Annotated in this window: 14 protein-coding genes and 1 tRNA gene; 7 read left to right on the top strand and 8 right to left on the bottom strand. The window is 74.5% G+C overall.

Annotation, left to right across the window (positions count from 1 at the left end; genetic code table 11):
- Positions 1-36: 36 nt before the first annotated feature.
- From ABEA04_RS19580 to ABEA04_RS19565, 4 genes are all read left to right on the top strand, one after another.
- Positions 37-336: a GroES family chaperonin gene (locus tag ABEA04_RS19580; protein WP_345462910.1), complete on the top strand. Its 300-nt coding sequence runs from the start codon at positions 37-39 to the stop codon at positions 334-336.
- Positions 337-612: 276 nt separating this feature from the next.
- Entirely contained in the window at positions 613-1,647 is a 1,035-nt protein-coding gene (locus ABEA04_RS19575) for a hypothetical protein (protein WP_345462746.1), read from the top strand.
- A gap of 30 nt (positions 1,648-1,677) precedes the next feature.
- Positions 1,678-4,137 carry a penicillin acylase family protein gene (locus ABEA04_RS19570; RefSeq protein WP_345462743.1) on the top strand — a complete coding sequence of 820 codons (2,460 nt, stop codon included), beginning with the start codon at positions 1,678-1,680 and terminating at the stop codon, positions 4,135-4,137.
- 147 nt (positions 4,138-4,284) lie between these two features.
- Complete coding sequence (locus ABEA04_RS19565; RefSeq protein WP_345462740.1) at positions 4,285-4,635, top strand: hypothetical protein; 351 nt, start codon at positions 4,285-4,287, stop codon at positions 4,633-4,635.
- Between the two features lie 140 nt (positions 4,636-4,775).
- Here ABEA04_RS19565 and ABEA04_RS19560 read toward each other — a convergent pair.
- Positions 4,776-4,848, bottom strand: a tRNA-Lys gene (locus ABEA04_RS19560).
- Positions 4,849-4,936: 88 nt separating this feature from the next.
- The gene (locus tag ABEA04_RS19555) at positions 4,937-6,520 is read right to left on the bottom strand and encodes a phytoene desaturase family protein (RefSeq protein ID WP_345462737.1); all 1,584 of its coding nucleotides are present in this window, start codon (positions 6,518-6,520) and stop codon (positions 4,937-4,939) included.
- 82 nt (positions 6,521-6,602) lie between these two features.
- Between ABEA04_RS19555 and ABEA04_RS19550 the strand changes: the two genes are divergently transcribed.
- Positions 6,603-8,480: a penicillin acylase family protein gene (locus ABEA04_RS19550; RefSeq protein ID WP_345462734.1), complete on the top strand. Its 1,878-nt coding sequence runs from the start codon at positions 6,603-6,605 to the stop codon at positions 8,478-8,480.
- A gap of 13 nt (positions 8,481-8,493) precedes the next feature.
- Here the strand turns inward: ABEA04_RS19550 and ABEA04_RS19545 are convergent, their stop codons facing one another.
- On the bottom strand, positions 8,494-9,399 hold the full coding sequence (locus ABEA04_RS19545) for a bifunctional helix-turn-helix transcriptional regulator/GNAT family N-acetyltransferase (protein WP_345462732.1): 906 nt from the start codon (positions 9,397-9,399) through the stop codon (positions 8,494-8,496).
- Between the two features lie 460 nt (positions 9,400-9,859).
- Here ABEA04_RS19545 and ABEA04_RS19540 point away from each other — a divergent pair, with 460 nt between their 5' ends.
- Complete coding sequence (locus ABEA04_RS19540) at positions 9,860-10,357, top strand: hypothetical protein (protein ID WP_345462729.1); 498 nt, start codon at positions 9,860-9,862, stop codon at positions 10,355-10,357.
- A 10-nt stretch (positions 10,358-10,367) separates the two neighbouring features.
- Here the strand turns inward: ABEA04_RS19540 and ABEA04_RS19535 are convergent, their stop codons facing one another.
- Positions 10,368-10,664 (bottom strand): DUF3263 domain-containing protein, encoded by a 297-nt coding sequence (locus tag ABEA04_RS19535; protein WP_345462726.1) that lies wholly within the window; start codon positions 10,662-10,664, stop codon positions 10,368-10,370.
- 178 nt (positions 10,665-10,842) lie between these two features.
- On the opposite strand from ABEA04_RS19535, the gene ABEA04_RS19530 reads away from it, so the two are divergent.
- Positions 10,843-11,052 (top strand): hypothetical protein, encoded by a 210-nt coding sequence (locus tag ABEA04_RS19530; RefSeq protein WP_345462723.1) that lies wholly within the window; start codon positions 10,843-10,845, stop codon positions 11,050-11,052.
- Here ABEA04_RS19530 and ABEA04_RS19525 read toward each other — a convergent pair.
- The 4 genes from ABEA04_RS19525 to ABEA04_RS19510 all read right to left on the bottom strand — a co-directional run bounded on the left by ABEA04_RS19525 (position 11,049) and on the right by ABEA04_RS19510 (position 12,325).
- The gene (locus ABEA04_RS19525) at positions 11,049-11,228 is read right to left on the bottom strand and encodes a hypothetical protein (RefSeq protein ID WP_345462720.1); all 180 of its coding nucleotides are present in this window, start codon (positions 11,226-11,228) and stop codon (positions 11,049-11,051) included. The two genes, ABEA04_RS19530 and ABEA04_RS19525, sit on opposite strands and share 4 nt — an antisense overlap.
- A 23-nt stretch (positions 11,229-11,251) precedes the next feature.
- Positions 11,252-11,461 (bottom strand): helix-turn-helix transcriptional regulator, encoded by a 210-nt coding sequence (locus ABEA04_RS19520; RefSeq protein WP_345462717.1) that lies wholly within the window; start codon positions 11,459-11,461, stop codon positions 11,252-11,254.
- Complete coding sequence (locus ABEA04_RS19515; RefSeq protein ID WP_345462714.1) at positions 11,458-11,841, bottom strand: hypothetical protein; 384 nt, start codon at positions 11,839-11,841, stop codon at positions 11,458-11,460. Before ABEA04_RS19515 ends, ABEA04_RS19520 begins: the two co-directional genes overlap by 4 nt.
- 184 nt (positions 11,842-12,025) lie before the next feature.
- Positions 12,026-12,325: a hypothetical protein gene (locus ABEA04_RS19510; protein ID WP_345462711.1), complete on the bottom strand. Its 300-nt coding sequence runs from the start codon at positions 12,323-12,325 to the stop codon at positions 12,026-12,028.

Raw genomic sequence — 12,325 nt, 5'->3', positions numbered from 1 at the left:
GACGCCCTGGGCAGGGCCGACAAGCAGCCGATCAAGATGCTGCACGACCGCATCCTGTGCGAGGCCGACCGCGAGGCCGGCGAGCGCCGCTCGTCCGCCGGCATCGTGATCCCGGCGACCGCCGCGATGGGCGCACGCCGACTGGCGTGGGGCCGCGTCGCCGCGGTCGGCCCGCAGGCGCGCGCCGTCGAGGTGGGCGACCGGGTGCTGTTCGACCCGGAGGACAAGGCCGAGGTCGAGGTGCACGGAGAGACCTACACCGTCATGCGGGAGCGCGACGTGCACGCCGTCGCCGCCGACCGGCTCGCCGACGAGGCGGCCGGTCTCTACCTCTGACGGGTTCCTCGGCGCCGATCGAGCCGTCACGACGGTCGTTCCGGGCGTCGAAATGACCAGGAACCGTCCACAGGCGGGGTTCGCGCCGCGTTCATCCACAGCCGGACGTCGACCGGCCGCCTGATGTCGGTGAGCGGTGATGGGCTGCGCGGCATGACCACACCGAACCCGGCCCCCGATCCCTGCGACCCGCAACCCGCACCGAGACCCGCACCGCCACCCCAACGCGACCCGATCAGTGACGCCGTCGCCCGGGCACGACGGGCCCTGCTCGAGGTGCTGGACCGTCAGGTCTGGCCCCTCGACGCCGCCGCCAGCCGCGCCCTCCTCGTCGAGGTCTCCGCGCTGAGCTGTCAGATCGCCGAGCTCGAGCTGCGGCTGCTCGACCACGCGTGCCGCCTCCGGGCCGGCGAGGAGGCCGGTGCGTCCTCGACCGCCACCTGGCTGGCCCACGCCACGCGGCAGACCGCCCGGTCCACCCACGCCAAGGCGCGGCTCGCCGTCGCGGTCGTCGCCCACGACACCGTGCGCCGGGCGATGGGCCGCGGCGAGCTGCTGCCCGACCAGGCCCGCGCCGTCCTCGACGCGGCCCTGCGCCCCGGCGGCGGGCGTCAGCGCGGCGCCGTCGAGCAGCTGGTCGCCGAGGCGTCCTCCCACTGCGCTCCGGTGCTGCGGATGCTCGCCCGCACGCCTGCCTCCGACGACCCCGTGCCCACCGTGACGCGGCTGGACGACGCGTCCGCCGACCCCGAGCCCGGCGCGGGTGGTGCTGCTGCCCCTGAAGCCCCCGAAGCCCCCGAAGCCCCCGGGTTCGCCGAGGCGCTCGCGACGCTCGAGACGTCCGAGCCGGCGCCGCACCCCGGGCAGGCCCAGAGCCAGGCCGAGGCCCACCACCCGACGCCGTCCCTGCTGCTCGAGAACGCGCCCGGCCCGTGTCGGCTGAGCTGGACCGTCGACGCCTCCGGCACCGCCCGCGGGCAGTTCGTCGTCCCTCGCCGCACCGCGACCCTGCTCGCCACCGCGCTCGGTCGCCTCGGGGCGAGCGACGCCGGACCGACCGAGCGGGCGGCGTCCTACGGTCGCGCGTTCTGCGCCTTCGTCGAGGCGCGCGCCCAGGTCGTCGCGCCCCCGGCCGCGCCGCACCGATCCGAGACCGCGCCCGGGCCCGTGCGGGGCCTGCGGCGCCGAGTGCCGCGCTGGGACGTCGTGCGGCGCCGGCACCGGATGCGACGGATCCGGCGGGTCGCCGACCGTTGGCGGCTCGACGACGTCGCCCGGGCGTCGTCGGCGGCACGAGCCGTTCCCGCGTAACCGCTCGGCGGTGCGGGCCGTTGGAGGGCCATGCGTCGCGTCCTCTCGACCTGTCTCGCCGCCGTCGTCCTGCTCCCGGTCGTGCCCGCGTCGACCGACGCGCGGGCGGCCGCCCTGTCGGGGTCCCCGTCGGCGAGCGCGTCGGTCGAGAGCGGGCCGGCGGTCGCGACGGTGAGCCACCTCGAGCGGTCGGCGTCGGCCGACCGGCCGCGCTACCGCGCCACGGTGCGCTGGACCCGGCACGGCATCCCGCACGTGACGGCACGCAGCTTCGGGTCGCTCGGCTTCGGCAGCGGGTACGCCGCCGCCGAGTCCTCGGTGTGCACGCTGGCCGACACCCTGGTCACCGGCCGGGGCGAGCGCTCCCGGTGGTTCGGCCCGCGCGGCCGCTACGACGACCAGGTCAGCATGAACGGCACCAACCTGCAGATCGACACCCTGGTCACCGACCTGCGCGACCGGCGCGTCGTCGAGCGACTGCTGCGCAGCAAGGCCGGGCCCGAGCCCCGCACCCGCGCCCTGGTCGCCGGCTACGTCGCCGGCCTGAACCGTTGGCTGCGCACGCACCGCGTCACCGACCCCGCCTGCCGCGGTGCCGGATACCTGCGGCCGGACGTGACGCGGCTCGACCTCTACTACGGCGTCTACCTGGCCAACCTGCTCGCCTCGACCGGGGTGTTCGTCAAGGAGATCGCCGACGCCGACCCGCCGACCCTCGCCGACCCCGGGCTGCCCGAGCTGCCGCTGAACGCGGCGGACTTCACCGCCGCCCAGCGCGACCGGCTGCTCGCCGCGCTCGGCCGCGACCCCGACAGTCCCTTCGGCTCCAACGCCACCGCGATCGGCGGGGACTCCAGCTCGACCGGGCGCGGCATGTTGCTCGGCAACCCGCACTTCCCTTGGCGGGGCCGCTACCGCTTCACCCAGCAGCACCTGACCATCCCCGGGCGGTACGACGTCGCTGGCGCCTCGCTGATCGGGTCGCCAGCGGTCAACATCGGTTGGAACCGCGACGTCGCCTGGAGCCACACCGTCTCGACGGCCTACCGGTTCACGCCGTACGAGTACCGGCTCGTCGACGGTGCGACGCGCTACCTGAGCGGAACCGGCGTCCGTGAGCTCGAGCGGCGCGTGGTGAAGGTGAAGGTACGTGGCGGTGACGGCCGGGTGCGCACCGTGCGGGAGGACCTGTGGCGGACCCCGCAGGGGTACGTCGTCGACTCGCCCGCGACGCTCATGGGCTGGACGGCGGCGAGCGTGTGGGCGATCCGTGACGCGAACGCGGAGCACCTGCGCACCATCGACACCTTCCTCGACATGGGCGCGGCCACGAGCGTGCGCGACCTCCTGCGGCGCCAGGACGCCGGCGGCGGCATGCCCTGGGTCAACACGACCGCGGCCGACCGGTCGGGACAGGTGGTCTACGCCGACCACTCGGTGGTGCCGCACGTGACCAACGCCAAGAAGGAGCGGTGCCTGACCGTGGTCGGGCGCGTGCTCGACCAGGTGGCCGGGCTGCCCGGGCTGGACGGCACCACCGCGGGCGGGCGCTGCGCGTGGGGCACCGACAAGGACGCCCAGCGACCCGGCATCCTCGGACCCCGCCGGCTGCCCGAGGCCTTCCGCCGCGACTGGGGGATGAACGCGAACGACTCCTACTGGCTGCCGAACCCGAAGCAGCGGCTCGAGGGGTTCCCGACGATCATGGGCTGCGAGCGGTGCGAGCGGACCATGCGCACGCGGATGGTCTCGCAGTACGTCATCGACCGGCTGCGCCGCGGCAAGGAGACACCGACCAGCCTGGCCTCGCACCAGTACGCCAACCGGCTGCGGGCGGCCGAGGTGATGCGCGTCGGGGGCGACCTCGACCGCGCCTGCGCCGCGACCGGCGAGCAGCGGGCGTGCGCGGTGCTGCGCCGGTGGGACGGTCGCTCCGACGCCACTTCGGTAGGCACCCAGCTGTTCGAGGCCTTCGTGGCCCGGCTGCCGGACCAGGGCGTGTGGGAGGTGCCCTTCGACGCACGGCAGCCGCTCACCACCCCGCGTGACCTCAACGAGGCCAACCCGGCCGTGGTGCAGGCCATGCGGGACGCCGTCGCAGACCTGCGGCGGCGCGGCGTCCGGCTGGACGCGTCGTGGGGCCGGCTCCAGGTGGCGGGCGACCGCGGCGCGCCGCCGCTCGCACTGGGCGGCGGCACGGGCGACGCCGTCGGCAACGCCAACGCGCTGGCCTCGCGCCGTCCGGGGGCGAACCGGGACCGCTACCGGCCGATCACCTACGGCTCGTCGCACATCCAGGCCATCGCGTTCCTCGACGGGGGACGGGTCTCGGCGCGCACGGTGCTCACCTACGGCCAGGACGAGGACCCCCGCTCGCGCTACGCCGCCGATCAGACGCGGCTGTTCAGCCGCGAGCGATGGGTGCGCTTCCCCTTCAGCGCCGACGCCGTCCGGCGCCAGACCGTGCGCACGGAGCGGCTGACCGGCTGACGCGCCGGCGCGTCGACGCGGTGCCACCACCCTCGTCACCCCCGCCCTCACCCCGTCGCGTGTGCCCCGGCCGAGACGAGCGGTGCTAGACCGGAGACGACCGGCTCCGGGACCCGGAGCCGCAGCCCCCGCAGGAAGGCCCACCCCATGTCGAAGATCACCCTCCTCGCCGCGTTCGGCGCCGGCTACGTGCTCGGCGCCCGTGCCGGTCGCGACCGCTACGAGCAGATCCGGGCGAGTGCCCAGCGCGTGGCGGAGAGCCCGCGCGTCCAGTCGGCCACCGAGACCGCCCGCGAGAAGGCCGGCGAGGTCGCGGCCACGGTCGCGGAGTCGGCCAAGGAGAAGGCGGACGACGCGGTGCACGCCGTGAAGGACAAGGTGCAGCGCGACGACACCACCGGCACCACGACCACCGGGACGACCACCTCGGGCACCACCACCTCGGGCACCACGACACCGGGCACCACCGGCACCACCGGCACCACCGGCTCGATCTGACGCGAGGCGACCCAGGCCCTCCCGGCTCGCCGGGAGGGCCTCGTCGCGTCAGGACCGGCGGACCGGCCCGACCGACGTGGGCGCGTCAGGACGACGAAGCCCCCGGCCTGGGACCAGACCGGGGGCATTGTGTGGATCGGTACGCCATCAGGGACTCGAACCCCGAACCCGCTGATTAAGAGTCAGCTGCTCTGCCAATTGAGCTAATGGCGCATGGTCGGCATCGACCGGTGGACCGAGAGATGAGATTACCAGCGCAGCCGGGGCGGGAGCCAATCGCACCCGCACCTGGACGACGGGCTCACCGCGAGGCCAGGACCGCCTGCGCCGCGTTGTGCCCGCCGATGCCCGAGACGGCGCCCCCACGGCGCGCGCCCGAGCCGCACAGCATGACCGGGCCGACGTCGGTCTGCACGCCCCACTGCCGCGCCGGGGTGTCGAGCAGCGCCCGTCCCGGAGCCCACGGCCAGTCGAGGTCGCCGTGGAAGATGTGCCCGCCCGGCATGGCGAGGTCGCGCTCGACGTCCTGGGGGATCTTCGCCTCCAGACAGGGGTGACCGTCGGCGTCACGGGCCACGCAGGACTCGATCGGGTCGAGCAGGTGCTGGTCGAGCGAGGCGATCGCCCGCTCGACGGCGAGCGTCTTCGCACCCTGGGGGTCGGCCTCGAACAGCGCCGGCGGCGTGTGCAGGCCGAAGTAGGTGAGCGTGTGGGTGCCCTCGGGCACGTCGCCGAGGATGGTGGGGTCGGTGAGCGAGTGGCAGTAGACCTCGCCCGGCATCGTCGTCGGCACCTGGCCCGCGGCCGCCTCGCGGTAGGCGGTCTCGAGCTGGGAGTAGTCCTCGCCGAGGTGCAGGGTGCCGGCGAAGGCCACCTGCGGGTCGACGCCCGAGCGCAGCCTCGGCAGACGCTCGAGCAGCATGTTGAGCTTCAGCTGGGCGCCGGCGGGCTTGGTGGCGGCGTCCTCGCCCTGCCCGCGCAGGATGCGCAGCACCCAGGGCGCCACGTTGGCCAGCACGAACCGCGCGGTGCTGACGTGGACGACGCCGTCGGCGTCGGTCCACTCGACCTCGGCCCCGTCGCCGACGTCGTCGCCGGCCCGGACGGCGCCCACCCCGGCGCCGGTGACGATCTCGGCGCCCGCCTCGACGGCCGCGCGGTGCAGCGCACCGGTCACCGCGCCCATGCCGCCGACCGGCACCCGCCACTCACCGGTGCCGTTGCCGATGAGGTGGTAGAGGAAGCAGCGGTTCTGCACCAGCGACGGGTCGTTGAGCGAGGCGAAGGTGCCGATGAGGGCGTCGGTGGCCACCAGCCCGCGCACCGTGTCGTCGGCGAAGCGGCGCTCGATGGCCTCGCCGAGCGGGCGGGTGACCAGGTCGCGCCAGGTGCCGGGGTCGACGCGCTCGCGCAGGTCGCGCTCGGAGGGCAGCGGCTCGAGCAGCGTCGGCGCCACCACGCGGGCCAGCTCGGCGACGTCGGCGTAGAACTCCCGCCAGGCCTCGTACTCGGCGTCGGAGCCGGTCAGCGCGGCGAAGGAGCGTCGGGTCTCGTCGCGCTCGATGCGCTCCACCATCAGCCCGGCGGCGTGCCCGTCGCGCAGCGTCGGGGTGTAGGAAGCCGTGCGGCGAGAGCGCAGCGTGACGTCGAGGCCGAGGTCGGCCATGAGCGGCTCGGGCATGAGCGAGACCAGGTAGGAGTAGCGCGACAGCCGGGTCGGGACGCCGGGGAACGCGGTCGCCGACACGGCGGCGCCGCCGACGTGGTCGAGCCGCTCGAGGACCTGAACCGACAGACCGGCGCGGGCCAGGTAGGCCGCGGCGACGAGTCCGTTGTGGCCGCCGCCCACGACGACGACGTCGTTCCGGCTCGCGTCTGCACTCACCCGCGCCACGGTAGCGACCGCGGGCGGCACCCCGACGGTGGGCGGGGCCGCGTCGGACTCGTGCGGGCACTAGCGTCGCGGCATGGCGCGCATCTACCGCGACTCCTACGGCATCCCGCACGTGCGGGGCGCCGACGTCCTCGACCTCGCGCACGGCCAGGGCCGGGCGTGCGCCCACGACCGGGCCTGGCAGCTGGAGTGGCTGCGCCGTCGCGCCACCGGCACCACGGCCGAGCTGGTCGGCGCCGGCGGCGAGCCGTGGGACCGGTTCGCGGCGTCGGCCCAGGTGGGGGAGACCGCGCGCCGCGCCTTCGAGGGCCTCGACGAGGAGTTCCGCGCCTTCGTCACCGCCTACGTGGACGGCGTGAACGCCGGCCTCGCCGAGGCGGAGGGGACCGCCGTCGAGCTGGCCGAGCTGGGGGCGACGGCGCAGCCGTGGGAGCCGTGGGTCCCGCTCGGCGCCTTCCACGCCCAGCAGGTGCTCTTCGGCACGCTCGGCAGCCAGCTGTGGCACCGGCGGCTGCGCGAGGTGCTCGGGGACGACGCCCACCTGCTCGAGCGCGAGGACGAGCACTCCGCCGGCAGCAACGCGTGGGCGGTCGGGGGAGGGCGCACCGCGAGCGGTCGGCCGATGGTCGGCGGCGACCCGCACCGCACCTTCGAGTCGCCGGGCGTCTACCACCAGGTGCGGCTGGTCTGCGACGACCCCGACGACCGCCTCGACGTGGCCGGGTTCAGCTTCTGCGGCACCCCCGGCGTGCAGCACTTCGCCCACGCCGGCGACGTCGCCTGGGCCATCACCAACGCCATGGCCGACTACCAGGCCGTCGACGCGGTCGGCCCCGACCACGACGGCCCCACGTTCGCGCCGGGTCTCGGCTACCGCGGCGCCAGCGAGACGCTCGGCGACCTCGGCTTCGCCGCCCTGTTGCCGCTGCTGCGCGCCCGCACCGCCGACGACGTCGACGCCGCCTTCGACCACTGGGTCGAGCCGGTCAACAACCTCGTCGTCGCCGACGTGCTCGGCACCGTGCGCTACCGCCTGGCCGGCAAGGTGCCGACGCGCGACGCCGACGGCGGCTGGACCGGCTGGCTCGCCGACGTCCACCGCGAGGACGCCGGCCCCGACGGCCACGTCGTGACCGCCAACGAGCGTCGTGGTCCGCAGAGCGCCGACGTCGGCACCTGGTTCGCCTCGGCCCACCGGGCCCGGCGCATCGACGAGCTGCTCGAGGGAGGCCCCGACGGTGGTGGCGGGTTCGCGCCCGCCGACTTCGAGCGCATCCACAACGACACGCTGCTCGGCGACGTCGAGACGCTGCGGCCGCTGCTGCCCGAGGCCCTGCGCGACTGGGACGGCCGCATGGACGCCGAGTCGGTCGAGGCCGGCGCGTTCGCGGCCTGGCGCTCGGCGCTCGTGCGCCGCATCGCCGAGGACGCCGCGTTCGACGGGCTGCGCGCCCCGGCGCCCGACCCGCTGCTGCAGCCGTGGTTCGACGTCACGACGTCGGTCGGGCTGGCGCTGCCGTCGCTCGTCGCGGCCGGGACGCCGTTCGGCATCGACGTGCCCGCGCTGGCCCGCCTCGCCGAGGACGACGTGGCCGACGCGCCGCCGACGCCGTGGGGCGCCACCCACCGCTTCGCGCCGACGCACGTCTTCGACACCGTGCGGCACGCACCGCTGCCTCCCGAGGTGCCCGACCCGGGGCTGTCGGGCGACCAGGACTGCGTGCGGTGCGTCGGCTCGCTGCCCGGCATCACCGACGCCGGCTACCGCGGGTCGGTGGCCCGCTACGTGTGGGACCTCGCCGACCGTGCCGCCGGCGGCTGGGTGGTGCCGATGGGCGCGAGCGGCCGGCCCGGCGACGACCACCACGTCGACCAGCTGCCGGTGTGGGCGGAGGGCCGCCTGGCGCCCATCTTGAGCGACTGGTCGGCCCTGACCGAGACCGGTCGGTGACCCGGCCGGGGACTCAGTCGAGCCGCTTCTCGAAGAACAGCTCGGCGTAGGGGTTGTCGTTGTAGCGCTCGACCCGCCGGTAGCCCGCGCGCTCGTACATCGCGATCGCCTCGGCCAGCGTGCCGTTCGTGTCGAGCCGGACGACGCCGCGGCCGCGGGCGCGGACGACGTCCTCGAGGTGGCGCAGCAGGCGCGTGCCCAGCCCGGCGCCCCGCCAGCCGGGGTGCACCCACATCCGCTTGATCTCGTCGGCCGGCTCGCCCGCCGGCCCGCCGTCGAGACCCTGGACGCCGCCGCAGGCGACGACCTGCCCGTCGCTGGTGGCGACCGTGAACGTCTCCAGCAGCGGCGCGGTGCCGGGGTCGAAGCCGCTCGGGAAGCGCGCGTCGAGCTCGACGAAGTAGGCCCTCATCGCGCGGATGGCGAGCGCGCCGCCGGGGTCGACCTCCGTCAGCTCGACGGTCGCCGCCCGCACCAGCAGGTCGGCCGTCGCGAGCGCCTCGGCCAGCCGCGTCCGCTGCCGCTCGGTCAACGGGACGACGAGCCGGCGGGCGGCGTCGTCGGAGCGCTCCTCCAGCCGCGCGAGCAGGTCGCGGCCGGACGCCGTCAGCGTGACGAGGCGCGCCCGGCGGTCGCGCGGGTCGGGCGCGACCGCGACCAGCCCGTCGGCCTCGAGCCGCCGCAGCTGGCGCGACAGGTGGCCGGAGTCGAGGCCGAGCCGGTCGCGCAGGTCGCCGACGCGGGCGCCGTCCGGGCTGTCCGGGCCGTCGCCGCCGGTCGTGCCGACCTCGAAGACGATCCGAGCCGCCCCCAGCGGCAGTCCCAGCCCGAGGAAGGACTCCTCCAGCGCGCCGATGCGCTGGGTATAGGTGCGGTTGAAGGTGCGCACCGTCCGGACGATGTGCTCCGTCGTCGTCATGTGTCTGACTTTAGTCAGACATCTCGGTGCGTGGCCGATCGCGTCCGGGGCGGATCCGCCCCGGGGCGGGACAGACGGAAGCGGCCGACCCCGGGAGGGATCGGCCGCCATCGGGGTGAGTAACGGGACTTGAACGCGGTCACGTCAGGCGGGGGTGGGTGCCGTTGAGCGTGATTCGGCGTCGTTGGGTGTGGCTCGGATCGGCCCGCTGAGGCAACTCTGTTGACGCGTCAACACGTCCGCCAGACAGGCTGGTCCGCGAGAGGGCACACTGCCGGGCATGCGCTCCCCCCTCGCTGTCCTCGTACTCGTTGGCGTCCTCGCGTCCGCCTGCGGCGGCGGAGACGACAGCAAGCAAGACGAGCCGGCCAAGGCGCCCCCGCCCGTCAACGTCGGCGACCCGGCGAGCGCGGTCGAGCTGCGCGACTCAGGCTTCGGCACGAGCCGAGACGCTGGCACGATGCTGATCGCAGTCCTCGAGAACGTCAGCAGTCGGGGGGACATCTCGGCCGACGTCAGCTTCAACGTCTCCGACCCGAACGGGAACCTCATCTCGACGGAGACGACCCGGGCTGGGTTCACCGCGGGGGAGCAGACGATCGTCGTCGCCCTCTACGGGTTGAACATCCCGCAGGGCGCCGAGGTTGGGGCGGTCGACGTCAGCGTCGTTGGCGACGTCGGCGGCTACGACGAGGGCGCGGTCGTCGAGGGCCAGCTGCCGGCCCTCGAGGGCCAGGTCGGCGAGTCAGACTTCGGTCTCGCGCAGGCTCGGTACCAGCTGACGAACACGCTCGACGCGAGCCTCAACGGCGCGCCGGTGACAACGGTGTGTTACGGCTCGGACGGGTCGATCATCGGCGGTGGCGAGGACTTCACGGGTGCGATCGCGCCGTCGCTCATCGTGAGCGAGTCGCCGGCGAGCTGCACGGCCTACCCGCTCCCGCTCGACCTCTCATAGCTGACGGGCGTCACAGCACCTCGGTGCTCAGCCGCCGTGCCGACCGCTGGCGCTGTCGCTCGGTGCGCAGACGTCGCAGCCGGCGAACGGTCAGCGGGTCGTGAGCGAGAGCCCAGGGCTGGTCGATGACGGCGTTGAGCACCTGGTAGTAGCGGGTCGCGCTCATCCCGAACCGCTCGCGCACGGCGTTGTCCTTCGCACCGGCGTACTTCCACCACGACCGCTCGAGCTCGAGCATCGCCTGGTCTCGGGTGAGCGGTCCGTGCTGGCCGAGCTGCTGGCCGAGCTGCTGGTCGTGCTGTGGCATGACGGCGACGGTAGGCGGAGGGTCCGACACCGATCGCGACAGCCGAGCCGTGGGGCGATCATGGGCGGCATGGACCCGCTGCTCGTCATCACGCACCTCGCCGCCGCGGTTGGCGGCTGGCTGATCTGCCGCGCTCAGACCAGGTAGGCGATCGAACACGTGTTCTAACCTGGCGGGCATGATCCCGCGCGCCGAGCACGTCTGGGTGCGCGACGTGCAGACCTACGACGAGAAGCCGTCACCGGGGCTGCTGTGCGGGTGGCGGCAGGACCACCGCGGTGAGTGGCAGGGGTGGGTGATCGTCGCGCAGCTCGGCATCAGCGCCGAGGGCGGGCCGTCGATCCGGCAGGGGTGGGTGGCGGCGGAGTCGATCCAGCCGCGGGACTAGCTGACGGGCTCGACGCGCACGTAGAGGACGGTCCAGTCGTCGGGCTTCTGGTCGTCGATGGCGGCACGGGCGGCGAAGAAGTCGGCGCCGGTCGCGGTGATCTCGCGCTGCTCGAGCCCCTCGGTGGTCTTGGGGTCGGTGCGGGGTGCGCGGATGCCGGCGGCGAGGGTGAGCACGCTGCCGAGCGTACGAGCCCGGCTCAGCGGTTCTTCGGCGGGCGGCCAGGCGTGCCCCACCGATCGGCCTGCCAGGTTTCGATCGTCGAGCGGAGCCAGAACGGCGTGCGGGCGTCGTGACGTCCGTCGGCCGCCGGCGCCGTCCCCCGCGCCACGTAGTCGCGCCACGTGCCGGGGACGACGCCGATCAGCTCGGCCACCTCCCTGGTGGTCAGGCGATCGTCGGGGCTCACGCGCGCACCCAGCTGGTCAGCGGGCCGACGAGCACCAGGCACACGTCGCACAGCTCGAAGTCGTCGCACTCGTAGACGGCGGCGCCGTTGCGGAGGTCGGCGCCGCAGGGCGCGGAGGCCGAGCCGCCCTGGTGGATCGCGGCCGGCTTGGCGGCGGGTCGAGCCAGCACGATCGCGGGAGCAGCGATCACCTCGGCGGTGATGGTGCGGACCGCGGTCTGCTGCTCGACGTCGTCCTGGCGGCGAGCGTGGGCGGCGCAGACGGCGAAGGGGCCGTCGAAGGCGGTGGCCTCGGCGGTGCAGGTGACGGCGGGACGTCCGGTGCGGCGGTCGCCGAGGTCGGTGTGGGTGCAGGTGCGGGAGGCGGTGGAGGTGGTCATGGCTCAATTAAACACTGCGCTACCGCAGTAATACAAGGCCCCGGACGCAACTTTCTCGACCCGGACACGAGAACGCCCCGCCCCTCCGTGGTGGAAGAGGCGGGGCGATGGTTCGGCGCCGGCAAGGCGCGGGGCGCGGCCGACGGTACGTGCGGGAGGCGGCGCTGCGCCTCCGTCCTGCTGGCTACCTGGTGCCGCGCAGGTCACGCTCCCGGCGGACCAGGTCGACTGACTCGTCGACTTCGGCGTCGGTGCTGTACGCGCTGCCGAACTGCACGTCGCCGTCGGGCTTGTGCTGGACGACGACCTCGGCGGACGGGGTGACGACGTAGCGGAGCGCGCCGATGCTGGCGGCAACGACCCCGAGGGCGACGGTGGCGCCGGCCTCGGTGAGCACGCCGGTGCCGGTGAGCACGGCGAACACAGCGGTGGCGAGGGCGAGCAGCGCTGCGGGTTCGCGCTGGATGCGCTCGAGGATGGTCAT

It is taken from the genome of Nocardioides marinquilinus, from assembly GCF_039543705.1.
Classification (GTDB): Bacteria; Actinomycetota; Actinomycetes; order Propionibacteriales; family Nocardioidaceae; genus Nocardioides; species Nocardioides marinquilinus.
This window is presented reverse-complemented; position numbering and strand designations above follow the sequence as displayed.

Bases quoted from the DNA above. Each gene is read 5' to 3' on its own strand.
- ABEA04_RS19510 (WP_345462711.1), bottom strand. From the start codon at position 12,325: ATGACCATCCTCGAGCGCATCCAGCGCGAACCCGCAGCGCTGCTCGCC.
- ABEA04_RS19570 (WP_345462743.1), top strand. From the start codon at position 1,678: ATGCGTCGCGTCCTCTCGACCTGTCTCGCCGCCGTCGTCCTGCTCCCG.
- ABEA04_RS19515 (WP_345462714.1), bottom strand. From the start codon at position 11,841: ATGACCACCTCCACCGCCTCCCGCACCTGCACCCACACCGACCTCGGC.
- ABEA04_RS19530 (WP_345462723.1), top strand. From the start codon at position 10,843: ATGATCCCGCGCGCCGAGCACGTCTGGGTGCGCGACGTGCAGACCTAC.
- ABEA04_RS19540 (WP_345462729.1), top strand. From the start codon at position 9,860: ATGCTGATCGCAGTCCTCGAGAACGTCAGCAGTCGGGGGGACATCTCG.
- ABEA04_RS19550 (WP_345462734.1), top strand. From the start codon at position 6,603: ATGGCGCGCATCTACCGCGACTCCTACGGCATCCCGCACGTGCGGGGC.
- ABEA04_RS19565 (WP_345462740.1), top strand. From the start codon at position 4,285: ATGTCGAAGATCACCCTCCTCGCCGCGTTCGGCGCCGGCTACGTGCTC.
- ABEA04_RS19535 (WP_345462726.1), bottom strand. From the start codon at position 10,664: ATGCCACAGCACGACCAGCAGCTCGGCCAGCAGCTCGGCCAGCACGGA.
- ABEA04_RS19580 (WP_345462910.1), top strand. From the start codon at position 37: ATGCTGCACGACCGCATCCTGTGCGAGGCCGACCGCGAGGCCGGCGAG.
- ABEA04_RS19545 (WP_345462732.1), bottom strand. From the start codon at position 9,399: ATGACGACGACGGAGCACATCGTCCGGACGGTGCGCACCTTCAACCGC.